A 25,085-nucleotide genomic window follows, 5' to 3' on the forward strand; every position below is an offset into this window, starting at 1 on the left:
TCTACGTACATGCTGCCTAGATTGTTTTGAGCTAGCGCATGCCCTTGCTCAGCGGCCTTTCCAAACCACAACACCGCTTCTTCATAATCTTGAATTACACCCACACCTCGTTCGTAAGACAATCCAAGATTATATTGAGCATCCATAGCACCCTGCTCAATGGCTTTTCTATACCAAGACACCGCTTCTTCATAATTTTGAGAAACACCTCGGCCTTCTGCGTACATGGTGCCTAGATTGTTTTGAGCTAGCGCGTGTCCTCGCTCTGCGGCCTTTCTATACCAATACACCGCTTCTTCATAATTTTGAGAAACACCTCGGCCTTCTGCGTACATAGCACCTAGATTGTTTTGAGCTAGCGCATGCCCTTGCTCAGCGGCCTTTCTAAACCACAACACCGCCTCTTTATCATCTTGAGAAACACCTGTGCCCTCGACGTACATCCATCCTAACTTGGTTTGAGCTCTTGCATACCCCTGCTCTGCCGCCTTTCTATACCAAGACACCGCCTCTTTATAATCTTGAGAAACACCTGTGCCATCGGCGTACATCCATCCTAAATTGGTTTGAGCTCTCGCATGCCCCTGCTCAGCGGCTTTTTTATACCAAGACACCGCCTCTTTGTCGTCTTGAGAAACACCTCGGCCTTTTCCGTACATAACACCAAGATTGTTTTTAGCTCTCGCGTCCCCTTGCTCAGCCGCCTTTCTATACCAAGACACCGCCTCTTTATCATCTTGAGAAACACCTGTGCCTTCGTCGTACATAATGCCTAGATTGTTTTGGGCTCTCGCATACCCCTGCTCTGCGGCCTGTCTATACCAAGACACCGCCTCTTTATCATCTTGGGAAACACCTCTGCCTTCGTCGTACATCCACCCTAAGTTAGTTTGAGCTCTTGCATGCCCCTGCTCTGCGGCCTTTCTATACCAAGACACCGCCTCTTTGTCATCTTGAGAGACACCTCTGCCTTTTTCGTACATAACGCCAAGATTGTTTTGAGCTGTCGCGTTCCCCTGCTCAGCGGCCTTTCTATACCAAGACACCGCTTCTTTATAGTCCTGAGAAACACCTCGGCCTTCTTCGTACATAACGCCTAGATTGTTTTGAGCTCTCGCATGTCCTTGCTCAGCGGCCTTTCTATACCAAGACACCGCTTCTTTGTTATCTAAGGAAACACCGATGCCTTTTTCGTACATCCATCCTAAGTTAGTTTGAGCTCTTACATACCCCTGTTCAGCGGCCTTTCTATACCAAGACACCGCCTCTTTGTCATCTTGAGAGACACCTCGGCCATTTTCGTACATCCATCCTAAATTGGTTTGAGCTCTAGCGTACCCCTGCTCAGCGGCCTTTCTATACCAAGACACCGCCTCTTTATCATCTTGAGAGACACCTCGGCCTTCGTCGTACATCCATCCTAAATTGTTTTGAGCGCTCGCCTCCCCCTGCTCAGCTGCCTTTTTATACCAAGACACCGCCTCTTTATCATCTTGAGAAATACCTCGGCCTTCTTTATACATCCATCCTAAGTTAGTTTGAGCTCTCGCGTACCCCTGCTCTGCGGCCTTTCTATACCAAGACACTGATTCTTCATAATCTTGGGAAACACCTCGGCCTTCGTCGTACATCCATCCTAAATTGGTTTGAGCTCTTGCATACCCCTGCTCTGCGGCCTTTCTATACCAAGACACCGCCTCTTCATAATCTTGGGAAACACCTCTGCCTTTTTTGTACATCCGTCCTAAATTGGTTTGAGCTCTTGCATGCCCTTGCTCTGCGGCCTTTCTATACCAAGACACTGCTTGTGTATCGTCCTGAGATACACCTTTTCCGTCTTCATACATAACGCCTAGATTAAATTGACCATGAGCGTCCCCTTGCTCTGCCTGTTGAAAGTATGCAGCTTTTTTTGCTTCAATATCTTCTTGATGTCGATCTTGAGTGCACCCAGCCAAGCTAATAGAAACTATTAAGAAAATTAAAATTCGCATCTCTGACTCTGTTGTATAAGTAATAATTATTATTTATGTGTGTAACTTGTGATTTCCACAAAATCTATGACAAGTAGTAGCAAAGTCGCTATAGCGACCTTTAAATAGCAAGTAATAAAATAATGCGACCTTCTCTTTGTGACTTTTTATAAAATCAATAAGTTAGAAGAAAGTCAATCGAGTGAATTGCTTATTGTTGCATATGTTGCATATTTACTGCGTTTGAGTGAATTCTAGTCGGGAAAGGCTCGTCGCTAAATTGTGTAGAGTATTCAATCTGTCAAATAAACGGGCAGGGATGTAACAGTCGAGAATCAACCAACTCGACTATTGATAAGTTAACTAGGAATAAGTTAACTAGGAATAAGTTCTTGAGGGTTAAACTTAACAAGTTCAGTAGCTGAAACTCCTGTGTTGCGTACATAACGAGTCACAAAGTTGTGCCCCCCTCACGCATAACACAACTAGCTCCCCTAATGACTCACCGACGTCGAAAACAAGTTAATAATCACAACACCAGCCAGAATCAAAGCGATACCGATGATCGCGAAGATATCGAGTTTTTGCCCGTAGACCAGCCAAGACAATGCTGCGACTAATACAATCCCTGCCCCACACCAAATCGCATACGCCACACCCAAAGACATGGTTTGTACTGTGAGAGATAACAGATAGAAAGCGCAGCCGTAGCTAGCCAATACCGCAACAGTGGCCGGTAAAGAAGTAAATTGTTGCGTTTTAGGTAATAGAGAAGTCGCGACAACTTCAAGCACAATGGCAAGTGACAGCATCACTGGCGGTGGGAGAGATAAAAGCATGTTTGAGTCTACAACGAGAAAATAGGCGGAAAGCTTACGTCCCATTTGTTTCTAATAAATGTCTTACCTACATAGTTCCTGTTTACTGTGTCCTTAGATTTTCTGAGTAATCACCCCCCCTCTCCGAACTCCTCTGAACACATCAATTATTACATATGCGTAATAATCATTTTCTATTTAAGGGGATTATCAAAACATGCACTCACACCTATACTAGCTCCAACAAAACGAGAGAGCGGAAACAATTAAGCTCAACTACGCTTAACGGGTTGAATTTAATTGCACAGTTATCCGCTGTACTGACATATATAGGAAACATCCAATGACAATCGAAATTAAACCTGGTCAAACGCATATCAAATCAAAAGCAATGGTTGCATGGGCAGCTGGCGAGCCACTAAAAATGGAAGAAGTTGATGTACAACTTCCTAAAGCTGGTGAGGTTCTAGTTCGCATCGTTGCTACTGGTGTTTGTCACACTGACGCATTCACATTATCAGGTGACGATCCAGAAGGTATCTTCCCTTCAATTCTTGGTCACGAAGGTGGCGGCATCGTTGAGATGATCGGCGAAGGCGTTACAAGTGTTGAGATTGGCGACCACGTTATCCCACTTTACACAGCTGAATGTGGCGAATGTAAGTTCTGTAAATCTGGTAAAACTAACCTATGCCAAGCCGTTCGTGAAACGCAAGGTAAAGGCCTGATGCCAGACGGTACAAGCCGCTTCTCTATCAATGGCGAAACAATTTTCCATTACATGGGTTGCTCTACTTTCTCTGAGTACACAGTACTTCCAGAAATCTCTCTAGCGAAAGTAAGCAAAGAAGCACCACTTGAAGAAGTTTGTCTTCTAGGTTGTGGTGTAACAACGGGTATGGGCGCGGTACTGAACACAGCTAAAGTTGAAAAAGGCGACAACGTTGCTGTATTCGGCCTAGGTGGTATCGGTCTTTCTGCAATCATTGGTGCTCGCATGGCTGGTGCTGACCGCATCATCGGTGTAGATATCAACGAGAGCAAATTCGAGCTAGCAAAACAGCTTGGCGCAACTGACTGCATCAACCCAACTAAATTCGACAAGCCAATCCAAGACGTTATCGTTGAGATGACAGACGGCGGTGTTGAGTACTCTTTCGAGTGTATCGGTAACGTAAACGTAATGCGTCAAGCACTTGAGTGCTGTCACAAAGGTTGGGGCGAATCAGTAATCATTGGTGTTGCAGGTGCAGGTCAAGAGATCTCAACTCGTCCATTCCAACTAGTGACTGGTCGTGTATGGCGTGGTTCTGCTTTCGGTGGTGTTAAAGGCCGCTCTGAGCTTCCAGAAATCGTTAACCGTTACATGGCAGGTGAGTTTGGTCTGCAAGAGTTCATCACTCACACAATGGGTCTGCAAGACGTAAACGAAGCATTCGACCTAATGCACAAAGGTGAATCTATCCGTACTGTTCTACATATGGATAAATAATACCAATCGTAGTAAATAACTGGTCATTCTAGCTTGTTAAAACGCTCGATAACGGCGTTAGAAATTTTGATTGTAGAATAACTACTTATCGAAAATTTCTGCCTTGTTCTCAAGCATTTTTTCTGCGCTATTTATGACCATCTACTTACTGTGATTGGTATAACACCTCTTGGTCTCGGCACTTAGGTGTCGAGACCACAGTTCTGACTTAAACATCAGAGCGAAACTGTCTTCACCACCTCCTGCCCGGTGGGTGGTGAAACTTTAAATGATATAGACATGTTATTCCCCAAAACCATCAACCTAACGGAGCACAATAGATGACAATCGAAAACATTAGCCAAGCAAAGGTTGCTGGTGGTTGGCACAAACAATACACCCACTTTTCTGCAACGCTTGACTGCAACATGCGTTTTGCGATTTTCTTGCCGCCTAACGCAAGCAAAGAAAACCCAGTTCCTGTTTTGTATTGGTTATCAGGCTTGACCTGTACCGATGAAAACTTCATGCAAAAAGCCGGCGCGTTCAAAGCTGCGGCTGAGCAAGGCATCGCTATTGTTGCACCCGATACAAGCCCACGTGGCGAAGGCGTTGCCGACAATGAAAGCTACGATCTCGGCCAAGGTGCAGGCTTCTATGTGAATGCCACTCAAGCACCATGGGACAGCCATTACCACATGTACGATTACGTGGTAACAGAGCTCCCAGCGCTGATTGAATCTTTCTTCCCAGTAACATCTGTGAAATCGATTTCTGGTCACAGCATGGGCGGACACGGTGCCCTAACGATTGGCATCAAGAACGAAGATAGCTACCGTTCTATCTCGGCATTCAGCCCAATCACCAACCCAATGCAATGCCCTTGGGGACAGAAAGCATTCAACCAATATCTAGGCTTAGATATTGAAGAGTGGAAACACTACGATGCCTCTGAGCTTCTCAAAACCAATGGCACTAAGCTGCCAATGTTGGTTGACCAAGGCGAAGCGGACAACTTCCTAATTGAGCAGCTTAAACCTGAGCAATTAGTCGAAGCGGCTAAGGTAACTAATGCCGATTTAGAGCTACGTATGCAGCCAGGTTACGACCACAGCTACTACTTCATCTCTAGCTTTATTGATGAACACATTGAGTTCCACGCAGCTTACTTAAACAAGTAGCCAGATGAATTTAGCCCGCACCTTGCAAAAGCGTGAGGTGCGGGCTTTTTTGTGCCTGCTATTTGGGCGAGTCCGCTGTAACTCAATAGCAGCAACAACGATTCACTCTTTCAAACATCCCGCTATACCAACAAAACAATACAACTAAAGGTACGACTATGAGCTGGTTTTTCTTAATGATGGGCGTGATGGCAGAAGCACTTTCTCACGTAGCACTTAAAGCAACCGACGGTTTCAGCTTATCTAAACCTATCCCTGCTTTATTGGTGATTTCAGGACACTTGGCGGCATTTCTATTTTTGAGCCAAGCTATGAAAGGGATGCCAGTTGGTGTGGTTCACTCTTTGTGGGCAGGTTTAGCTATCGTGACAGTGAGTCTGATTTCTACGTTCGTTTACCGCCAGCACCTCGATACCATGGTGTGGATCGGCATGTTATTCGTTGCGGCTGGTGTTGTGATGATAAACCTGTCGCAAGGTCACTCGCACTAGTGTAGATAATGACTTATGAACAGTGTGTCAATTCGTTCAAATTTCCTAACAGACAGGTGTCACCTTCACTTATTCATACTCTTACAATCAACAAATCAAACCTGTTACCATAGCGCCTTCAACATCACCTATTTTGAAGGTTGCTATGAAAGCAATTAAGACTCTTTTCTTCCTGATGGTTTTATTGAGCGGTCTGTTTACCGCTTGGCTGTTTATCCCGATTCCAGCGACCATGGACAAGCAAACGCTCGACGTTCCATTAACGGAACCATTCAAGCTTGTGGCGTACCGCAGCAACCCGAATGATGCGAGCAAGCCACTGACTTACCACTACTATGTGATTTCAGATGTGGTTGGCGTGGACGACATGGACCCGTTCCTAGTTACCACAGACCAGTTCGTGAAGCTTGGTGAATTCGACGAGAACACATTCAACTTAACAGTTAACGGTAAGATCGAGAGCTACACCAACGATTTGTGGATCAAAAAGGCCGACGGCAAACTGCAACACTGGTACGTAAGTGTTGACGCTAACTATGTTCGCTAAGATCGAGCTGCCATAGACCCTATTTCAAGACTGCGCTTTGGCTTCCAAGCGCAGTTTTTTGTTTCTAGCGCAATTTTTGTTTCAAGCCGCCCGCTTTATACTCTCCCTCGCTTTTTACCCACCACTGCCGTGCTCTTAAAAATGCTACAAGCAGAGCAGGTTTTATAAGCTCTTGAGATAAGATAAGCTCCACCTAGGCTCGACTCCCAATAAATCAAAAATAATAAAGGATCACTAGTGGAATTTACGCTCGACAAATTTAACGGCATCATCATTGACCCAGCAACAGCCCCTCACGATGCTGACTCTTTCAATGCCGAACTCAGCGAGATCACCGAATTTTCAAAGCAGAATAACAAAGGCATCATTTGGATTAGTTTACCTATTTCACTCTCGCACCTTATTCCGGTGGCGACTGAGCTTGGCTTTGTGTTTCACAACTGTCTAGAAGACGAAATCACACTGATCCATAAATCCGAGATTGTAGAGTTTGTGCCTTTCATCCCTACCCACACCTTGGGTGCTGGCGCGTTGATCACCAACGAACACAACCAAGTGCTGATGATTAAAGAGCACGGTATGACTGGCTACAAGTTACCTGGCGGCCATATTGAGTTGGGTGAAGGTATTGAGGAATCGGTTGTTCGAGAAACCTTGGAAGAAACCGGTATCGAGGCAACATTCGTGTCTGTGGTTGGCATGGCGACAAGACACCCGTATCAGTTTGGCAAATCAAACCTCTACTTTATCTGTCACCTTATCGCTCAAACTCAAGATATCGCGATTCAAGACACTGATGAAATTGCAGAAGCTAAATGGATAGATGTTGAAGAGTATATTAACAACCCCGACAGCTACCCGTTTAACCGCCAATTGGTCGGCTCTCTGATAGGAAAGCAAGGATTAGAGCTTACTCAGCTAGAAGGCAACTATGGCCCAGTCCACAAGCCCGAGATCTTCTTTTCGAAAAGCTAGACCAATTCAAACATAAAAACGCCCAACTCAATTGAATTGGGCGTTTTGCTTTCACTTTTTATTTTTCTTAATTAAGCCAACTGCGTTGTTAGTTATTCTTTGTACCTATGATTCATTCTCATACTTTTAGAAAGAACCAGTATTAGAAGAAACCCAACGGATTAGTATCGTAGCTGATCAACAGGTTCTTGGTGTTTTGGTAGTGATCGAGCATCATTTTATGTGTCTCACGACCAATGCCTGATTTCTTATAACCACCGAACGCGGCATGTGCTGGATAAGCGTGGTAACAGTTCACCCAAATACGCCCCGCTTCAATGTTGCGCCCCATGCGATACGCTAGGTTTGCATCACGCGTCCACACGCCTGCACCCAAGCCATACTCGGTGTCATTGGCGATCTCTAGCGCTTCTGCTTCATCTTTAAACGTCGTTACCGCGATAACAGGGCCAAAGATCTCTTCTTGGAATACACGCATCTTGTTGTGCCCTTCCAGCATGGTTGGCTGAATGTAGTAACCGTTGCCGAGATCATCTGGTTGCTGCGCAATTTCACCACCTGTTAGCACTTTCGCACCTTCTTGACGACCGATTTCTAGGTAGCTCAAGATCTTATCGAACTGCTCTTTTGAAGCTTGTGCGCCAACCTGAGTATCAGTATCTAGCGGGTTACCTTGTTTAATAGTTTGAGCACGCTCGACCACCTTGGCGATGAACTTGTCGTATACCGATTCATGGATCAGCACACGTGATGGACAGGTACACACTTCACCTTGGTTGAAGAACGCAAGCAACATACCTTCGACACACTTATCGAGGTAATCATCTTCATGGTTAAAGATGTCTGGGAAGTAGATGTTTGGAGACTTACCGCCAAGCTCAACCGTTGATGGAATCAAGCTTTCTGCGGCACATTTCAAGATGTGGTGGCCGACCTCTGTTGAACCAGTAAACGCCAACTTCGCTAAGCGATCGCTGGTTGCTAACGCTTGACCCGCTTCGCTACCAAAACCATTGACGATGTTGACCACGCCTGCAGGCAGAAGATCGGAGATCTTCTCCATCATCACCAAGATCGATGTTGGTGTTTGCTCGGCTGGCTTCATCACCACACAACAGCCCGCAGCCAGTGCAGGAGCCAATTTCCAAGCCGCCATTAAAATCGGGAAGTTCCAAGGAATGATCTGCCCCACCACACCAATAGGTTCTGGGAAGTGGTAGCTTGCGGTGTTTGAATCTAGCTCTGCTGCGCTGCCTTCTTGCGCTCGAATACAGCCCGCAAAGTAACGGAAGTGATCGACAACCAAAGGGATATCTGCTGCCAAAGTTTCACGCACTGGCTTACCGTTTTCCCACGTCTCAGCGACCGCGATTTCTTCTAGGTTCGCTTCAATGCGGTCGGCAATTTTAAGCAGGATGTTGGAGCGCTCAGTTACACTGGTCGAAGCCCAACTTGCACGAGCAGCATGCGCGGCATCGAGTGCCAAGCTGATATCCGCCTCGGTTGAGCGTGCCACTTGGCAATACACCTGACCATTCACTGGGGAAGTGTTATCAAAATACTCGCCGCTGACAGGCTTCACCCACTCGCCACCGATAAAGTTATCGTATTGTGCTTTAAAGTTCACCACTGCGTTATCACTACCCGGCTGTGCGTAAATCATAGTTAGATCCTTCTTTGATTTGTTATTCGTTATTGAGCTAGAGCTGTCTTATTTTTTAGGCGGCTCCTCTTGAGAAAGAACTCATGACAAGACGCCCATGTTTATGCTTTCTGTTTAAAACACTGATACTTCGTGTTTTCTTCACAACAGTAACAACGCAAATCACACGCCAGAACTTCAAAACTTGTTGTTAATAAATTGTAAAACTATGATTACCAAACGTTTACAACCCAAAGTGAGTTGGCATTGAACGGACGTCTGGAAACCACACCAGTGTTCAACTGTTCCAAATTGGTACACCCTCACTGTTACGACATGGAACAGTCATGCACCTTCAACAAGCAAACACCTCAGATTGGCTTTCGTCGTCTTGGCACCGCAGCACAGAAGCGGGTCTAAAACAGAGACGACTTCCCGAAGACATTCGCCTGCCACAATCGATTCTTAAACAGCGACGTCATCAATCGTCTGACTTGATTCATATCGTCGAACGTAATGCTCTCCCTCTGTTTAATCAGATGTTTGCGCGCACTGACAGTCGTTTGATTTTGACGGACATTGAAGGGGTGATTCTGGCGAGTTGGGGACAGGAGCGGTTTAAGGAGAAGCTGACGTCAATTGCACTCAGCTCTGGAGCGTGTTGGCAGGAACAACTTAAAGGCACCAACGCGATTGGCACCGCCATTGTTGAAGCGAAACCCGTATCCATCATTGGCGAACAACACTTCATCCACCAGCATCGATTTATCAGCTGTTCAGCAAGCCCTGTGTTTGATCATCAAGGGCAGATGGTTGGCGTATTGGACATTACCAGTGAGCAGCAACAACACGACAGTTCTGTCCAATTGCTGGTTCAAAATATGGTTCAGCTTGTTGAAAATCAGCTATTAAGTCATATCCCACAAGGCACCACTCGAATCGATCTCGCGTGTGAGAAATCTTTACTACACAGTGGTTGGCAAGGAATAGTGATAGCCAATGAAGCTGGTGAGGTAGTCGCGCACAATCAGGTTGCCTCTCAACTACTGGATCAAACCTCGATCGTCGGCGAATGCATAGATACCCTCTTCAACCGAACCTCATTAGACACGCCCTTTGTATTTGAGAAACAGCACCTCAAACAACCAACTGCAAAACGCACTCGCTCTATTTCAGCATCGTGTGATTTGCACCATGGCGAACAACAAATAGAACACGCTTGGCAGCAAGCCAATAAGGTTATCGACAAAGGGATCAGCTTGTTGATCTTAGGAGAAACAGGAGTTGGTAAGGGCGAGTTTGTTAAGGCGCTGCACAAGCAAAGCCAACGAAAATCTTCGCCCTTGGTGGCGGTAAATTGCGGTGCGCTGCCGAAAGACCTTATTGAATCAGAACTGTTTGGCTACGCGCCGGGCGCTTTTACTGGCGCAAGCCACAAAGGTTTTCAAGGTAAGATCCGCCAAGCAGACAAAGGCATTCTATTTTTGGATGAAATAGCCGATATGCCGTTAGAGGCTCAGTGTCGATTGCTGCATGTTCTGCAAGACAAATCCGTGGTGCCCGTGGGTTCAAATCAGAGCTACCAAGTCGATTGTCAGATCATCGCCGCCACTCATAAAAACCTAGAACAGTTAGTCGCAACTGGAGAATTTAGACAAGATTTGTATTACCGCTTAAACGGCTTAGCCTTCACCTTGCCGAGTTTACAACACCGACAAGACAAACACGCCTTAATCGAGCACATTCATCGTAAATACGCCGAAGACGAACAAACAATCTGCCCTCACTTGATGAGCTTACTGTGCGCCTATTCTTGGCCGGGCAATATTCGCGAATTAGATAATCTACTCAAGGTCGCGGCTTTACTGGCGAGTGATGAACCACAGCTCACCTTAGAACATGTGCCAAGCCACCTTGCTCAACATCTCACGTCGTTAGCACACGATAATCAGCATCAACTAATAACTCCTAATGCCATCAAAGGTTCAGCGAATTCCGATTTAAAAAGTACAGTTGAAGAAACCTTGCTACAAACCTATCAAGCGAACCAAGGCAACATCAGTAAGACATCTCGAATACTGGGCATCAGCCGCAATACCATTTATCGAAAGCTAAAGAGCTTGGGGATTCTTCAATAAAACATGCACAATGATTTGGTTCCTCAGATTGAACATGCAACGCATAAACACACACTTTACAAGTGGATATAATGTGCTTCGGATTAAATTAAAGTGTGAGTAAAGTCACGTAATGAGTAATCCATATTCAGGATACTCTCAAACTACAACTTCTTGATTTACCGACAAATAAATATCATCAGTAAATTTAAAAGATCAATGAATACAAATAGCTAATGAAATACTAACGGCCATTTACTTGCCTTATAGAACTCGCCCATAAGATATAAATCAGAGCACTATGCAATCCTATTTATAATTTTGATCACCCTATTCTTTTTGTGTTCATTATTTTGAATTTTCCATTCACTTATCTTGTTTAAAATCTCTGGAAAACTACCACTATTTGGCTACAGGGATCTTATGTTTAACAGTATACGTACGCGAATTGCGGTCAGTGCAGGTGGAGCGATGGCTTTCACTCTGTTGATCGCAATGGGCATGACCACCAGCGCCTTTACCGATGTGAACAAACAAGCCACTGAAAAAGTAAAGACGCAGCTGACAGACGCCACAACGACAGATTTACAAAACACAGCCATTCAACAAGGTTTGAACATTGCCAACCAACTTGATCCTGTACTAGCAAACCTTAAGCAAGCACGATCCATTATTGAGTTAAGTTCAGAAACCAACGCAAGCGCAGACCTTATCGTTAAACAGTTTACTGCCGCCTTGGAAGCACAAAACAAAGCTGTATTTGCGGGCTACATGGTGTGGGAGAACAAGACTTGGCCACAACAAACCGATCTGAATAACGAGATCAGCTTGGACACTGAATTAGGTTTTAACAGTCAGGGCTACCTTGCGCCTTTCTTCTCTCCAAATGATCAGAACAGCTTTGACGCCGTCGCAATGGAGAGCTTTAGCAATACCGAGCTAAACAGCAACGGTGAGCGCAAAGACGACTGGCACTTAATGCCATACCAAACCGGTAAGACATTTGTGATGGAACCCTATTTCTATCCAGTTCGCGGTAAGCAAGAGCTCATCACTACCATCAGCCAACCAATCAAACAAGACGGGAAAATCATTGGCTCAATTGGTTTTGATTTGTCTTTGTTTGAGCTTCAAAGCCAAAGCGAATTGCTTGCACGTAACTTGTTTGATGGCGAAGGAAAAATCCTTATCACATCATGGAAAGGCATAACTCTCGCCAATAGCCGTGCTGGAAACATGGTGGGTAAAAGAGTCTCTTCTGAATTGGAATCCGAATGGTCGACAATTCAATCTATCGCTAAGCGAGAAGGGGCTGGCCTTGTTAATTTCGGCGGCGATGAGTACGCAATAACAGCCATTGATACCAGTGATGCACCATGGGTAGTCATGGTGTCGGTTCCCAGTAGTCACCTTACAAAAAGCGTCGACGACTACACGCAATGGAGTGATGTACAGAATTCAAAGGCACTTGAAAAAGGTGTGTGGGCGGGGCTCATCGCAGCTATTCTAGGCATTGCCTCAATGGCATTCATTGCCAATTCTCTGGGCAAGGTTCTGAACAACTTAGTGGAGCGTTTTAAAGATGCAGCACAAGGCGAAGGCGACTTAACTTACCGCATTGAAGTGAAAGGAAAAGATGAAACCGCTCAGCTTGCACACTGGTTCAATACTTTCTTATCTCGTATGCAAGAGATGCTACTTACCGTTATGGTAACGGCCGACCAAGTAGATAAAAACGCAACAGAAGGCCAAGCTCGTGCTGAAGTTTCACGTGACCAGTTGAACTCTCAGGTTAACGAGGTGAACTCACTTGCAACCGCGATCAATGAAATGAGTGCGACTGCGCAAGAAGTGGCAAGTTCAGCGGTTCAAGCAGCCGCAGCAGCAAGCCAAGTACAAAGCAACAGTCTCAATGGCATGACACGCATGGACAATGCCGCCAGCGCTGTAGACAGCTTGGCTGTGCAGGTAAATGACGCACAGCAACAAACGCAAAATTTGGTCGATTCGAGCACCGCTATTCAGGGTATCTTGAGCGAGATTGGTGGCATTGCAGAACAAACCAACTTACTTGCGCTTAATGCCGCTATTGAGGCAGCACGTGCGGGTGAAGCAGGACGAGGCTTTGCTGTCGTGGCAGATGAAGTGCGTAACCTCGCAAATCGCACTCAAGGTTCGACAGAAGAGATTCGCTCGATGCTGGCTCGCCTAGAGCAAGAGACTCAATCTATCGTGATATTGATGGAGCAAAGCCAGAAGCAAGCGAATGACACCAAAGGGGAAACCCAAGCAGCACATCTAGCACTATCTGAAATCAACCAAGCGATTGAAGTGATTAACGACATGAACAATCAGATTGCGTCCGCGGCTGAAGAGCAAAGCTCAGTATCAGAAGAGATTAACCGCAATGTAGTGATCATCAATGACACCGCTGTGGAAGTGATGGGCACCATGACATCATCAGTAGCAATCAGTAATGAGCTGACAGTGAAAGCCGGAGATTTGCACGGTGAGTTAAGCAAGTTCAAGCTTTCTTAACTCACGTTCAGTCTTCCATAAAAATAAGGCCGATAAACGCAATGTTTTCGGCCTATCTATTTTAGTTCCGCACTCAACATTACCCTCACCGAGCAAAAATCTAATTGGAGTCTAACTCCACAAGCTGATTGAGTACCTCTTTATCCAATACCGGATGATGCTTACTCGCTAGGATCAGCACAATATCGACCGAAGGCAACGGTGGCATATCATCGAGGATTCTCAAATCTGAAGTCACGCTCAGTTTACCCATCGCACCAATGGCCAAACCCGCTTTGACGATGGCACGTTGTGCAGAAGCGGTATTACTGCACGCCAATAACTGATAAGGCGTGCCCTGCTTAGTTAAACCATTCACTGCTGCAGCGTGATATTTACAGTCCGTTTGAAACAAAGCTAATGGAACAGGCTTGGAACCATCAAACGCATAATCAGGGCTACTAATCCAAACCCCAATATCACTGGTGAGCCAATGCCCCTCTTCGCTGTCGGGTGCTCGAGTGACAATCGCCGCATCTAAACGGCCATCATCCAACCACTCTCTGAGCGTAATGCTCGGCAGGCTAAATATTTGAATAGAACAGGTGGGTTCTGCTTTCTGCAACAGGCGAATCACTTTCGGCAGAATGGTGTCATTGTAATCTTCAGGGCAGCCGAGTCGCAGAGGTTGTTTGTCTTCGTAACGCTTTACTTGCTTGAGGGCTGTATTGTGGAGCGCGACCAACTGTTCGGCATGAGAACGCAGCGCTAAACCTGCTTCAGTGAGTATTAAGTTACGCCCTTCTTTTTGGAAAAGAGTGACGTTGAGTTCTTCTTCCAACTTACGCATCTGAGCACTGAATGCCGATTGGGTGCGATTTATCTGTTTCGCTGCACGTGTGAAACTACTGGTTTCTACGAACGCGAGAAAGCCTCGCAACGCATCAATATCCATATTGAAATCACCACCCATCGTTTTTATTAATGTATTGCATCAAAATTATCCGTTAGTGCGCCGCAATACAATCCCCTAAGCTCAAATGCATGCCCTAGGCTCAAAACATACCCACCAAACGCAAGGAAGCAACGATGCAGCTTTATATTGGAAACCAGAACTACTCAACTTGGTCACTGCGCGCATGGCTAATATTCGACAACTACAACCTGAATGCGGAAGTCATCAAGCTCAAGCTTTTCACCTCTGATTTCTACGACACTCTGGAGAAAGTGACACCAACGGCTAAGGTTCCAACCCTAGTTGATGGTGACGTTGCAGTGTGGGATTCATTGGCCATTCTCGAATACGTTAACGACGCTCACTTGAACGACGTAGCATGGCCCAGTTCAGTGAAAGAACGCGCCCATGCCCGAGCAATTTCCGCCGAGATGCACTCTGGATTTTTTGCCGTCAGAAATGAAATGCCGATGAACTGCCGCGCACAACGAAAGCTCACACTCAGTGAAGACGCCTTGAAAGACATCGCTCGTATCGATGCCATTTGGTCGACACAGATGGAACAATACCCTGAAGGATGGTTATTTGGTGAGTGGTCGATTGCCGATGCGATGTTTGCACCTGTGGCTTTACGTGTAGAAACCTATGGCATCCAGCTTTCAAAGAAAGCCTCGCAGTATCAACAACGTGTGCTTAACAGCCCATCAATACAAAAATGGCTGGCAGAGGCAAGCTTAGAAACCGATGTGGTTGAAGAAGATGAGGCGGGGAAGCCTGTATAAAATACAAAACACCCTTTCAAGGCTCACTAGTCTGTGAGCCTTTATTTAAACCACAATAATTTGGTCGATTGTGATCACCGAATCACAATGTGCAGATGCGATTGTTTATATTCAACTAAATTCAAATAGTTAAGATAAACATTATGTTACGAGCAACGATCGCATTACTCAGCGTGGCCAGCTTGGCCGTATCTGCCAATGTCACCCTTCCCTCTGGAGAAGACTGGATCAATCATGCCTCTGAAGGGCTCGCACCTTACTGGCTGATGCCTAGCGCTCAGGGAGAACCGGTAGGCAACTTCCCGACGTTTCGTTGTGATGACGGTACCTTGCTCGATGTTTCTGATGTGTGTCCTGAATTAGACAGAGGCTGGATCACTCCGCACTTTGGCAAGGAGTTTACGCGCATGAAATCACGCCAAACCTATGCCTACGGCATGCTCTATCACCTTACTGGAGACAAACAAGCTTTAGCGCTTGCTAAGCAAGGGGCGTACTACCTCATTGATCAGCTAGAAGATAAGCAAAATGGTGGCTTTATTGGCTACACAAAAGAGGGAAAAGCAGGCCAGGATTGGCAGCAGCGTACCTCTCAAGATCAAGCGTATGCATTAGTTGGCCTTGCCATGTACTACTACCTGACCCAAGACAAAAAGGTAGAAGAAGCACTCATCGCCCAACAAACTTTTATCTTTGATAAATATCGACTTAGCGACAACAGTGGTCTTGCTTGGGTACTTGCTGACGGTGAAGATGGCAGTGCAAAACGACGCGAACTGGTCGCGCAACTTGATCAAATAAACGGCTACCTGTTGTTAGTCGCACCTCTGCTCAAAGAGCCCGTCAAATCCAAATGGCTTGATGACTTAAACTGGCTCACGCAAGCCATGATTGACCAATACCATTCTGAAGATCAACAACGCTTCTACGGGGCTATTCACGATAAAGCTGCGATGATGCCGAATGCCAATCACAACGATTTTGGGCACACCATCAAAGCATATTGGATGACCTATCTAACCGGTCATGCATTAGATAATTCCGATTGGTCGGAATTTGGTTTAGACGGCATGAAACACACTCTGGATCAGGCGCAATATCAGAAAGACTTTGCCAATGTATCTAACTACTTTGGTGAGCGACTTCAGAAAATGTGGCAAGGGCAAGATATCACGGGCTGGCAAAGCAGACCGCACAGTCAGTGGGCGTCATCATGGGAGTGGGCTGAGCTTGATCAAGCGGCCATGACGGTTTCGCTGGTCGATGGTTCAATGAAAGACGTCCTGCAATACACCCTACCGACCTTTCATGATGTATGGGTCGACCACAAATACGGTGGCGTTGGGCTTGATCCTAAGCGTACTAAAGCTTTCCATTGGGGCAATGGCTATCACCAATTTGAACATGCGCTGATTGGCTATTTATATGCTCAGCAAGTTGACGCTAAACTGGCTGTATTGCACTACGCAAGACCGACCAACAGCAATATGCCAATGGAACCGTATTACTATCAAGGAGACGTAGTTAAGTTGGAGAAACTTGGAGATGGAACGCAGAAGGTCAGCTTCAATAACATTCGACCTTAATATCTGATATTCGCTCATCGATACTTTTAGCTGTGGTTTACGGTTAAGACGGAAAAGGTGAGTGACTAGCTGTTCGCAAAGCCTGAGAAGAAAAGATGCTTTTCAGGCTTTTGAAATACAGTGGAACAATATTTATTGGTAGGGTTTGAAATGACTTTATGAACAAACTTTCACGAGCAAGTAAATCTTATCGGGCCTCAGTGAAACAGCATAAGACATCGAAAAAATCACTTCTTATTATTCTGCTCAACCAGCTTTTCATTCCACGCTTCGTTGCCGTCTCGCTTACTGACATCATACTCAGAACAGAACTGCGATATGGTCATGTTGTTATCGCCCGTCGCTAACTTTAATGCCAACTGAACTTGTTGAAGCTTGCTTTGAAGGCGAAGGTTTTGGCCTGCCTTTGGGCTTTTTTCTTTGGCGAACTTTAAAGCGGCGTGTTTACGCTCGGCAGCGCCAGCTCGGCGATCCGCTTCTGATAATAGATATTTTAGCTGCGCGACACTCTTGCCCTTCTTAAAGGCAGGCTCAAGCAACTCAACGCATTCATCAAATGATGGATTTATAACATATGGATCAATTCTATGCGCTTGTTGACGCATCCACTCTAGCGCGAGCTTTTCATCTGACATTTTGCAATCTTTACCAATAAAACAGCCGTACATGGTATCGCTCAATAGCAAACCGCTGCAATAAAAAATTGAGTAACTTTTGCCTTTTTAATTAGAGCTTGTCGTTAAGTATCAATAACACCAAATCGAACCGCTGCCTTAGCCCCGCAACGAAGAGCCAAACTTGACGCTATTGATACCTCATTCGGCCTTTTTAACGCATCACAAACAGCTCTTCGTGATAATTTTGGTCAACATTGAACTTGTACGTATCGAGTTCTTTTTTAAGCGAGGTTGAGAACAACTCTGGCCCACAAAAATACAACTCATAAACGTTTAGATCACCACATTGACTCGCGATTCTCTCTGCATTTAATCGCGGAGAGTGCAAGGTATCTATTACGTTCAGCTTCACTCCGACTTGATGTGCAAGGTGCCATAATTCATCGACTAAATGCTCATCGACACCACGGGTACAGTAAAACAGTTCAATTCGAGGATGAGTTTTCTCTGTTTTGAGCGCTTCAAGCGTTGCAAAAAACGACGCTATTCCGACACCACCCGCAATCCAAATTTGTGGCTTGTTTAGGTCAAACTCAAGTCGACCATAAGGCCCTTCCACCGTAACCGCATCGCCCGCCTTTACTCGCTCAACTAACCCATTAGTAAAATCACCCAACTCTTTAATCAAGAAACGTACTTCTGAATCTTCGCTACCTGACACAATAGTAAACGGATGAGGATCTTCATTACCAAAGCGTAAGTACGCAAACTGCCCTGCTTTGTGTCCTCGCCATGATGTACTTGGCTTTAGCACTAACTCCATCACTTCAGCTTTGGGAAAGTAGCGAGTGGAAACGACAGAAGCAGAGTGACGATTACGACGCCCTACAAAGCCCAATAAACTGTAAATCGCCGCAACAGACCCAACCAAAGCAAATGCCACTGTGAGGTAGTAAATTGGTTCGCCCCAATAGGCATGTTTGAGAAGTAATACTGAGTGAAAAGCGATCAATAGGTACGCGACCGACATAAAACGATGTGACAATTTAAACGGTTTGTATTTCACAGCCGCCCACAACGACGCCACCAGTAAAACGAGTAATAGGTAAAAGCCCCACTCTCCAATGTTTTCAGCAAAGCCGTGGAGTCCATTGACCCATGCTTCCCAACCAGACAATGTTCTTGCAGGGCCTGAACCATCGTGTCGAACAGGCTTAGCCAACACTTCAGACATCACTAGCCACTTAGGGATCTGGTACCACAACCAGTGTGTCACACCCAGTGCTACGCCGCCTATACCTAGCCATTTGTGGACTCGATACGCTTTATCCATACCGTTGAGCCAATTCTCAACCATAGGTAAACGCATCGCCAAAATCATGGTGATGGACATTAACATCAGAGACAACATACCCGAGTACTGAATCATGGCAGAGCGCAATTCAAATATGTTGTTTGAAGCGAAGAGTTGCGGTTCCATCGCAAACCAAAAGGCTGACATTGTGGCAATCATTGCCCAGATGATATTGCGGACTGATTTCATTTTTTAACACTCATAAAGACGACATCATTACTTTAGCTCCTGTGATGTAAAGCGACGTCAACATACGTAAATCTATGCAAATGATCTCGCCCGTTGTGCCGTAGCAGAGATAAAAGAGACGGGCTGCCCACGACCAAACCAACCACTCTGCTGATCGATAGAGGATGCTTCTGCGTAAATATGAGTTGGTTAGTGAACAAGTCGTCGAAATAAAAGTGAGAAGAAGAGAAAATATGAAGGAAATGACCCTTTCAAGACAAGATATCCAAGCAATGGATCATCGTGAGCGCGCTCGTTTAATTAACTCCTTATCGGGGTTCAAAAGCGCCAACCTTATTGGCACCTGCGATAAACAAGGGCTAGAAAACCTTGCTGTGGTGAGTTCTGTGGTTCATTTAGGGTCGAATCCACCTTTGTTTGGCTTCATCGTCCGACCTGCAGAAAGTCGCCGTCATACATTAGAGAACATCCTAGAAACTCGACACTTCACCATCAACAGCATCGGTGCGGGCTTTGTTCAAAAAGCCCATCAAACTTCCGCTCGTTATCCTAAATCAATCTCAGAGTTTAACGCGGTCGGTCTCACGTCCTATTATGATGATGTGTTCCCTGCTCCGTTTGTCTTGGAGAGTCCTCTGAAAATAGGCTTGGCTTTCAAAGAACAAATCACAATTGAAAGTAACCAAACTCAAATGTTGATTGGTGAAGTTGTTACGGTTCACGCGCCAAAACGTGCTGTGATGCCGGACGGCTACCTAGATTTAGAAGCGTTAGATTTAGTCACTATTTCTGGGCTAGACAGCTATCATGTCACGCAGAGGCTACATCGTTTAAGCTATGCCAAGCCAAATAAGCCGCTGTTTCCACTGACCCACGAAGGTAGCCCAACCTCATGGGAAGCTTTCGAACACAATCTAACTCATTTTGTTCGGTAATTTACTCACAAAGGTGCTAACTTTCGTTCATAAATACTGTTCATAACGGTGTAGTTTAAAGAATATGACTCAATGCCCAGCATCCGATAAGAATGCTCCACTTAATTCTCATCTAACATCTTTATTTCCACCGAACACCTTTATTTCCACCTAACATCTTTCTCCAAGGACCCCTTTGAAGTTAACCCACTTTAAATACAAAACGCGCAAAGGCCCAGACTACCGACATGGCGATCAGGTGTCATTCATGGACATCAAACAGACCTTCGGTATGGGCAGCATCCGTGTGGGCGCTTGGGTAACGAAAGAAGAGAAAGAGCTAGCCGCAAATCTGATATTCGACTCGTTAGCCGACTTGGCTTACATCCTGGCTTTGCCACCAGAAGCAATTGGCCTTCGCGGCACATTAGGCTTAGCGTTCGGCAGTGGTGGCAGAAAAGGTGTGCAAGCACACTACGCACCAAATCAAAGAGAGTTAGCCCTCGCTAAGAATGCAGGAGCTGGTGCGCTCGCTCACGAGTTTTGGCATGCGTTTGACCACTATATCGCTGAGAAGGCGTTTGAAATCGGCGATACCTCTGGCCCCAAAAAACACATCTTGTTCGCCAGTGACTGTTGGCTACACGATAGAAAGGTGCGACCTCATCCATTAAACGAGAGTTTGATGTCTGTGTTCGATGCCACACTACTCAGTGACAACAACCTAGATAAACACGACTACGTTGCACGCAGTGTTATTGCCGACAAAGCGACGTCTGCCCGCTACTTCTCACTACCCACAGAAATGATGGCGCGTGCCTTTGAAGCTACGATTGAGTCCTGCTCAAATATCGAGAATTCTTACTTAGTCGATGGCACGACCAAACCGGATATGTTCCCTCTCTATCCAGACCTCACGCATCGCAAAGAGATTTATCAAGCGCTGCAAGGTTACTTCGCGCCGTTGGGCCGATCTTTAAGTAAATAGCATTTTGAGTCAGTAACACTCTGCAGATTTACAGTGAGTGACATGTACCATAAGTTGACCATGTGTAATCTCTGAGATAACATGTACAACAAGCGGAACATGTACAATAGTTAATTCATGAATGATTAACTATTCTGTGTATATTGAAAGATTAAACATATCCAAAAACAACAGGGTAAATAAGTGATGAATATTGTTTCTTTTACTGAGGCAAGAAATAGCCTTAAGTCTGTGCTCGATAGAGTGGTAGACGATTCTGATGTTACGGTAATAACCAGACGAGATTCAGAAGATGCCGTGGTAATGTCTCTTGATCATTTTAATTCAATGCAAGAAACCTTGTACCTAATGAGCTCGCCTAAAAACGCTGAAAGATTGGCTGAATCCATTGCTCAACTCGAAGCCGGAAATACAACCGTTCGAGAATTGAATAATGACGAATGATCGAAAGATTGTATTTACAGATAATGCTTGGGAAGATTACCTATACTGGCAAACCCAAGACAAGAAAACGCTCAAGAAGCTAAATAAGTTGATTGAAGCTGCCAAAAGAACGCCCTTTGAAGGGATTGGAAAGCCGGAGCCACTAGTCGGCAACCTGTCTGGATTTTGGTCAAGACGAGTCGATGACAAGAATCGATTAGTGTATAAAGCAGATGACGATAACTTTTACATAATTGCTTGTCGTCACCACTATTAAAAGCAGTAAGCAGCACATAGAAAGGGCAGTGATGATCAGTTGGCCATCTTTGGTAAAACTCGACGGTGACGATGAGCTTATTTACGTCGCATCCGAACACGAATTTCGAGCAGAATGCTCAGACATGATCTTGGGCGAAGAGGATTACCTCATCGATTCAGTTGGCGACAGTTACTCGCTTCAATCGAGCTCAAATCAACTGTCTCTAGCGAAACGACCTGAACGCTATTCGACTGAAAACGTCACTAAACTGATTCGAAATCACGAGTTCCAGAAAGCCGAAGTATGCCTGATGAAGATCCACTTCCTAACGATAGAAGAAGCGATTCAGTCACTCGCTTTTGAGCCTCGTTAATATCGGTTGTTAATTCGAAACCTAGATTCGAATCAGAACTATCAAACAGAACAAACAAAAACAGCGCCAAATTAGGCGCTGTTTTATTTTTGGTTTATGTCCAAATGAACTTAAACCGTTGATGCTACCAAGCTCGCTTTTTAACAAAACCAAGTAGGAACAAAGACGCAATCATCGTCACTACATAGACCGTCAATACAGGTAACATGATCGAGTTACTTGATGGAAAAAATGGCAGGTTAATGTAGATAATCTGCACAATTGGCAAAATAAATATGTTCATGATTGCCAACTCAAATGCTGCGGGTGATTTGAACTCAGGATCAACAATACGCAACAGTAATAAACCTGAAGCAACTGTACCGGTATAACAACCAAATGCTGCTAGGCCACGTTCGAACCCGTATTTAGGCATACGACGTGCAAACCACACAATCACAAAGAAACTGATCACTGAAGCACAAATCGTTGTCGTTAAGAATGGGACAATGATCTGCTGGATATCGTTGATACCAATCGCTAAGAACACTGCACAAATCATGAAATCAACGGTTGTACCCGTTATGCGGCGCGTCGTAGAGTTATCTAACACATGACACGATTTGACCTTTCTTAATGTCTTTCGCGTGATAACGCCAGCTAACATGCCCCAAACATAAAGCATACCGAAACCAAGGCCTCTAACCTTCTCAATTGATTCAGGCCAACTGAATGTCGCCCATGCCAAAGCGAAAACATAGCCCGCACCGTACAACACAAACATCACAGCAAAATGGAAAGCAAAAGTGTCGATATTCGCGCTATGAGTCGTAGATTGTGCACAAGGCTCAGAATTACCTTTGCCCATGATGCCGGTTAATAACGGCTTCGGCATGCTGGATAAGTGCTTTTCAGATAACCAACCTTTCTTAATCGCTTGATTGGCAAATGGAATGCCAATCAGAACAGCAAATAAGAAACCAGCAGCACCAAAGGCTAGGCCAACCGTGCTTGCTTTTTGTACTCCATATTCATTTTCCCAAATACCTCCAATAGCTTGAGCAGCCCCAGGGTTTTGTGAAAACCCAACGCTTACTAGGTAACCGTAACCCGTAAAGATTTCGCCCGAAGTAAGGTACGAATAAAGTTCAAAAACAGTACGCCCAGTGATCCCTTGTATTGCATAGATAAGGCAGTAAATCAGAGCAAGCCAAAGTGCCCCACTTCTAACCCAGCTAGAATTAGCTTTATCAGCTTCAGGTTCAGGTTCATCTTGTTGGATTAAACCAATACCGATAAAACCAAACACGAACAAATGAGAAACCAACACACCAAACGCGCTGGTTGGTATCTCTTTCCAGCCTTCTTGAGTTGGCATACCTATTAAACCGAAGTTCATGAGTACAAAGCCAATCACACCACCAATCAGGGCTGAAGGAATCAGGTTCTTCTGAAAGAAGGTAACTCTTGAGCGTAGGAAAGCTGCAAAAGACAGCAATACACCGACCCAAAAAAAGGCTCCTACGTATGGAAAAAACAATGATGACATAAAATAATCCTTTATTGATCTAACACGTTTTTACTACTGCTCACTCACGCAAATACGTGTTCCTATCAGTTTCAAAGCGAGAACTTTCCACAATATCATTCAGCGAAAAGGGAAAGATCACCGCCCAAATACAGTCCAAAATTTACAGATAATTCAAAACTTGCAAGTCAACTGGGGTTACATACCGCGGAAGAATTGCTGAATATCTGCCATCAACGCCTTAGGTTGCTCCATTGCAGCGAAATGACCGCCGCGTTCCATAACCGTCCAGCTCTTGATGTTATACATGCGTTCCGAGTATTTCCTCGGAGGCCACGCCAGTGTCTCTTTCGGAAACAGTGCGGCTCCTGTCGGTACCTCTACACGACTACCGTTTTCACCTAATATACGACCGCCTTCTTCACGGCGTCCGTAGTAGATCCAAGTGGAAGAGTTGAAAGTCCCTGTCGCCACATAGATCATGATGTTGGTTAACATCTCATCTTTACTGTGAACGCTTTCAATGTCCCCATCGTCTAGGTCGGACCATGAATAAAACTTCTCAACTATCCAAGCTGCAATCGCAACTGGGTTATCTTGCATAGCGTAACTCAGTGTCTGTGGGCGTGTTGCTTGCAAAGTTCGATAGCCATCCTCCATAACAGATTCACTATCTACGCGATCTGACCATGCTTGCTCTTCTTCATCTTGAGGACCATCAATATGACGCATCGTCGGGAAGTTGATGTGAATCGCTTTACAGTGGTCGGCATAATCATGACCTAACCAACTACAAATCGCGCTTCCCCAGTCCCCACCTTGTGCTAGATAATCATCGTAACCAAGTACATCCGTCATTAAGCTGTTAAGAACCTTAGCCATCGCTCTTGGTCCCATTGGTCTTTCTGGTCGGTCAGAGAAACCAAAACCGGGCAGCGAAGGAACAATAAGATCAAACGCATCTTCTGCTTTGCCGCCAAACAACTCAGGGAAAGCCAGAGGTTCAAGCAAATCAAGAAACTCAGCAACAGAACCGGGCCAACCGTGACTAATAAGTAGAGGGCGAGGTTCTACAGAGCTGCCGCGGATATGGATATAGTGAATATTCATCCCATCAACTGAAGCCGTAAATTGCGAGAACTTATTCATTCTTCGTTCTTGTTCACGCCAATCAAACTCGTTCACCCAGTAGTCACACAACTCCTTGAGATATTTGATATTCGTACCGTAATCCCAACCACCGTCGTCAGGCATATAACCCCATTGGTACTCAGCAACATTTTTTCTAATGTTGAACAAAATATCATCACTAAGGTTAACCTCAAATGGTTTAATCATAAAATCGTCCCTTTCATTTATGGCTGCGATATGTCGCCATCATCCTCGATATAACGACATATGCATCA

The 25,085-nt window shown here is 45.2% G+C and carries 22 protein-coding genes; 14 read left to right on the forward strand and 8 right to left on the reverse strand.

Annotation, left to right across the window (positions count from 1 at the left end; all coding sequences use genetic code 11):
• The coding region (locus H5300_RS28335; RefSeq protein ID WP_182796049.1) for an SEL1-like repeat protein at positions 1-1,994 on the reverse strand (1,994 nt) is incomplete at its 3' end.
• A 473-nt stretch (positions 1,995-2,467) separates the two neighbouring features.
• Positions 2,468-2,812: a multidrug efflux SMR transporter gene (locus H5300_RS12125; RefSeq protein WP_017095108.1), complete on the reverse strand. Its 345-nt coding sequence runs from the start codon at positions 2,810-2,812 to the stop codon at positions 2,468-2,470.
• Between the two features lie 322 nt (positions 2,813-3,134).
• On the opposite strand from H5300_RS12125, the gene H5300_RS12130 reads away from it, so the two are divergent.
• The 5 genes from H5300_RS12130 (at position 3,135) to H5300_RS12150 (ending at position 7,456) form a co-directional block, all read left to right on the forward strand.
• Complete coding sequence (locus H5300_RS12130; RefSeq protein ID WP_012601124.1) at positions 3,135-4,283, forward strand: S-(hydroxymethyl)glutathione dehydrogenase/class III alcohol dehydrogenase; 1,149 nt, start codon at positions 3,135-3,137, stop codon at positions 4,281-4,283.
• A gap of 320 nt (positions 4,284-4,603) precedes the next feature.
• A complete protein-coding gene (gene fghA / locus H5300_RS12135) occupies positions 4,604-5,443 on the forward strand; it encodes an S-formylglutathione hydrolase (RefSeq protein WP_017083095.1) in 840 nt (279 codons plus the stop codon).
• A gap of 158 nt (positions 5,444-5,601) precedes the next feature.
• Positions 5,602-5,934: a multidrug efflux SMR transporter gene (locus H5300_RS12140; RefSeq protein ID WP_009846216.1), complete on the forward strand. Its 333-nt coding sequence runs from the start codon at positions 5,602-5,604 to the stop codon at positions 5,932-5,934.
• A 145-nt stretch (positions 5,935-6,079) separates the two neighbouring features.
• Entirely contained in the window at positions 6,080-6,481 is a 402-nt protein-coding gene (locus tag H5300_RS12145) for a hypothetical protein (RefSeq protein ID WP_017083094.1), read from the forward strand.
• Between the two features lie 237 nt (positions 6,482-6,718).
• Positions 6,719-7,456, forward strand: a complete 738-nt coding sequence (locus H5300_RS12150) for an NUDIX domain-containing protein (protein ID WP_017083093.1) — start codon at positions 6,719-6,721, stop codon at positions 7,454-7,456.
• A gap of 142 nt (positions 7,457-7,598) precedes the next feature.
• On the opposite strand, the gene H5300_RS12155 is transcribed toward H5300_RS12150, so the two are convergent.
• Positions 7,599-9,119 carry an aldehyde dehydrogenase family protein gene (locus H5300_RS12155; protein ID WP_108195245.1) on the reverse strand — a complete coding sequence of 507 codons (1,521 nt, stop codon included), beginning with the start codon at positions 9,117-9,119 and terminating at the stop codon, positions 7,599-7,601.
• Positions 9,120-9,445: 326 nt separating this feature from the next.
• On the opposite strand from H5300_RS12155, the gene H5300_RS12160 reads away from it, so the two are divergent.
• Both H5300_RS12160 and H5300_RS12165 read left to right on the forward strand, forming a co-directional pair.
• Positions 9,446-11,236, forward strand: a complete 1,791-nt coding sequence (locus H5300_RS12160) for a sigma-54-dependent Fis family transcriptional regulator (RefSeq protein WP_108195244.1) — start codon at positions 9,446-9,448, stop codon at positions 11,234-11,236.
• A 402-nt stretch (positions 11,237-11,638) separates the two neighbouring features.
• Positions 11,639-13,753: a methyl-accepting chemotaxis protein gene (locus tag H5300_RS12165; RefSeq protein ID WP_182796050.1), complete on the forward strand. Its 2,115-nt coding sequence runs from the start codon at positions 11,639-11,641 to the stop codon at positions 13,751-13,753.
• A gap of 100 nt (positions 13,754-13,853) precedes the next feature.
• Here the strand turns inward: H5300_RS12165 and H5300_RS12170 are convergent, their stop codons facing one another.
• Entirely contained in the window at positions 13,854-14,705 is an 852-nt protein-coding gene (locus tag H5300_RS12170; RefSeq protein ID WP_017083089.1) for a LysR family transcriptional regulator, read from the reverse strand.
• A gap of 116 nt (positions 14,706-14,821) precedes the next feature.
• Between H5300_RS12170 and H5300_RS12175 the strand changes: the two genes are divergently transcribed.
• Together H5300_RS12175 and H5300_RS12180 are read left to right on the forward strand one after the other, a co-directional pair.
• Complete coding sequence (locus tag H5300_RS12175) at positions 14,822-15,469, forward strand: glutathione S-transferase family protein (RefSeq protein ID WP_182796051.1); 648 nt, start codon at positions 14,822-14,824, stop codon at positions 15,467-15,469.
• Positions 15,470-15,612: 143 nt separating this feature from the next.
• Positions 15,613-17,055 carry an N-acylglucosamine 2-epimerase gene (locus tag H5300_RS12180; protein WP_182796052.1) on the forward strand — a complete coding sequence of 481 codons (1,443 nt, stop codon included), beginning with the start codon at positions 15,613-15,615 and terminating at the stop codon, positions 17,053-17,055.
• Positions 17,056-17,282: 227 nt separating this feature from the next.
• Here H5300_RS12180 and H5300_RS12185 read toward each other — a convergent pair whose 3' ends face one another.
• On the reverse strand, positions 17,283-17,690 hold the full coding sequence (locus H5300_RS12185; protein WP_026012354.1) for a hypothetical protein: 408 nt from the start codon (positions 17,688-17,690) through the stop codon (positions 17,283-17,285).
• A gap of 193 nt (positions 17,691-17,883) precedes the next feature.
• Positions 17,884-19,215 (reverse strand): ferric reductase-like transmembrane domain-containing protein, encoded by a 1,332-nt coding sequence (locus H5300_RS12190; protein ID WP_182796053.1) that lies wholly within the window; start codon positions 19,213-19,215, stop codon positions 17,884-17,886.
• A gap of 233 nt (positions 19,216-19,448) precedes the next feature.
• On the opposite strand from H5300_RS12190, the gene H5300_RS12195 reads away from it, so the two are divergent.
• From H5300_RS12195 to H5300_RS12215, 5 genes are all read left to right on the forward strand, one after another.
• Complete coding sequence (locus H5300_RS12195; RefSeq protein WP_182796054.1) at positions 19,449-20,150, forward strand: flavin reductase family protein; 702 nt, start codon at positions 19,449-19,451, stop codon at positions 20,148-20,150.
• 175 nt (positions 20,151-20,325) lie between these two features.
• Positions 20,326-21,117, forward strand: a complete 792-nt coding sequence (locus H5300_RS12200; protein WP_017095094.1) for a CLCA_X family protein — start codon at positions 20,326-20,328, stop codon at positions 21,115-21,117.
• 186 nt (positions 21,118-21,303) lie between these two features.
• Positions 21,304-21,561 (forward strand): type II toxin-antitoxin system Phd/YefM family antitoxin, encoded by a 258-nt coding sequence (locus tag H5300_RS12205; RefSeq protein WP_017061616.1) that lies wholly within the window; start codon positions 21,304-21,306, stop codon positions 21,559-21,561.
• The gene (locus H5300_RS12210; protein WP_017095093.1) at positions 21,551-21,817 is read left to right on the forward strand and encodes a Txe/YoeB family addiction module toxin; all 267 of its coding nucleotides are present in this window, start codon (positions 21,551-21,553) and stop codon (positions 21,815-21,817) included. The genes H5300_RS12205 and H5300_RS12210 overlap by 11 nt, the downstream gene beginning before the upstream one ends.
• A gap of 31 nt (positions 21,818-21,848) precedes the next feature.
• A complete protein-coding gene (locus H5300_RS12215; RefSeq protein ID WP_182796055.1) occupies positions 21,849-22,172 on the forward strand; it encodes a DUF4144 domain-containing protein in 324 nt (107 codons plus the stop codon).
• 124 nt (positions 22,173-22,296) lie between these two features.
• Here H5300_RS12215 and H5300_RS12220 read toward each other — a convergent pair whose 3' ends face one another.
• Both H5300_RS12220 and H5300_RS12225 read right to left on the reverse strand, forming a co-directional pair.
• Positions 22,297-23,700 (reverse strand): sodium/glutamate symporter, encoded by a 1,404-nt coding sequence (locus H5300_RS12220; RefSeq protein WP_182796056.1) that lies wholly within the window; start codon positions 23,698-23,700, stop codon positions 22,297-22,299.
• Positions 23,701-23,877: 177 nt separating this feature from the next.
• Positions 23,878-25,017: an epoxide hydrolase family protein gene (locus H5300_RS12225; RefSeq protein ID WP_182796057.1), complete on the reverse strand. Its 1,140-nt coding sequence runs from the start codon at positions 25,015-25,017 to the stop codon at positions 23,878-23,880.
• Positions 25,018-25,085: the final 68 nt, after the last annotated feature.

The organism is Vibrio sp. SG41-7, assembly GCF_014164465.1.
Classification (GTDB): domain Bacteria; phylum Pseudomonadota; class Gammaproteobacteria; order Enterobacterales; family Vibrionaceae; genus Vibrio; species Vibrio splendidus.

Coding starts and splice junctions, on each gene's coding strand:
- H5300_RS12125 (WP_017095108.1), bottom strand. CDS start 2,812: ATGCTTTTATCTCTCCCACCGCCAGTGATGCTGTCACTTGCCATTGTG.
- H5300_RS12130 (WP_012601124.1), top strand. CDS start 3,135: ATGACAATCGAAATTAAACCTGGTCAAACGCATATCAAATCAAAAGCA.
- fghA (WP_017083095.1), top strand. CDS start 4,604: ATGACAATCGAAAACATTAGCCAAGCAAAGGTTGCTGGTGGTTGGCAC.
- H5300_RS12140 (WP_009846216.1), top strand. CDS start 5,602: ATGAGCTGGTTTTTCTTAATGATGGGCGTGATGGCAGAAGCACTTTCT.
- H5300_RS12145 (WP_017083094.1), top strand. CDS start 6,080: ATGAAAGCAATTAAGACTCTTTTCTTCCTGATGGTTTTATTGAGCGGT.
- H5300_RS12155 (WP_108195245.1), bottom strand. CDS start 9,119: ATGATTTACGCACAGCCGGGTAGTGATAACGCAGTGGTGAACTTTAAA.
- H5300_RS12160 (WP_108195244.1), top strand. CDS start 9,446: ATGCACCTTCAACAAGCAAACACCTCAGATTGGCTTTCGTCGTCTTGG.
- H5300_RS12165 (WP_182796050.1), top strand. CDS start 11,639: ATGTTTAACAGTATACGTACGCGAATTGCGGTCAGTGCAGGTGGAGCG.
- H5300_RS12170 (WP_017083089.1), bottom strand. CDS start 14,705: ATGGGTGGTGATTTCAATATGGATATTGATGCGTTGCGAGGCTTTCTC.
- H5300_RS12175 (WP_182796051.1), top strand. CDS start 14,822: ATGCAGCTTTATATTGGAAACCAGAACTACTCAACTTGGTCACTGCGC.
- H5300_RS12180 (WP_182796052.1), top strand. CDS start 15,613: ATGTTACGAGCAACGATCGCATTACTCAGCGTGGCCAGCTTGGCCGTA.
- H5300_RS12185 (WP_026012354.1), bottom strand. CDS start 17,690: ATGTCAGATGAAAAGCTCGCGCTAGAGTGGATGCGTCAACAAGCGCAT.
- H5300_RS12190 (WP_182796053.1), bottom strand. CDS start 19,215: ATGAAATCAGTCCGCAATATCATCTGGGCAATGATTGCCACAATGTCA.
- H5300_RS12195 (WP_182796054.1), top strand. CDS start 19,449: ATGAAGGAAATGACCCTTTCAAGACAAGATATCCAAGCAATGGATCAT.
- H5300_RS12205 (WP_017061616.1), top strand. CDS start 21,304: ATGAATATTGTTTCTTTTACTGAGGCAAGAAATAGCCTTAAGTCTGTG.
- H5300_RS12210 (WP_017095093.1), top strand. CDS start 21,551: ATGACGAATGATCGAAAGATTGTATTTACAGATAATGCTTGGGAAGAT.
- H5300_RS12215 (WP_182796055.1), top strand. CDS start 21,849: ATGATCAGTTGGCCATCTTTGGTAAAACTCGACGGTGACGATGAGCTT.
- H5300_RS12220 (WP_182796056.1), bottom strand. CDS start 23,700: ATGTCATCATTGTTTTTTCCATACGTAGGAGCCTTTTTTTGGGTCGGT.
- H5300_RS12225 (WP_182796057.1), bottom strand. CDS start 25,017: ATGATTAAACCATTTGAGGTTAACCTTAGTGATGATATTTTGTTCAAC.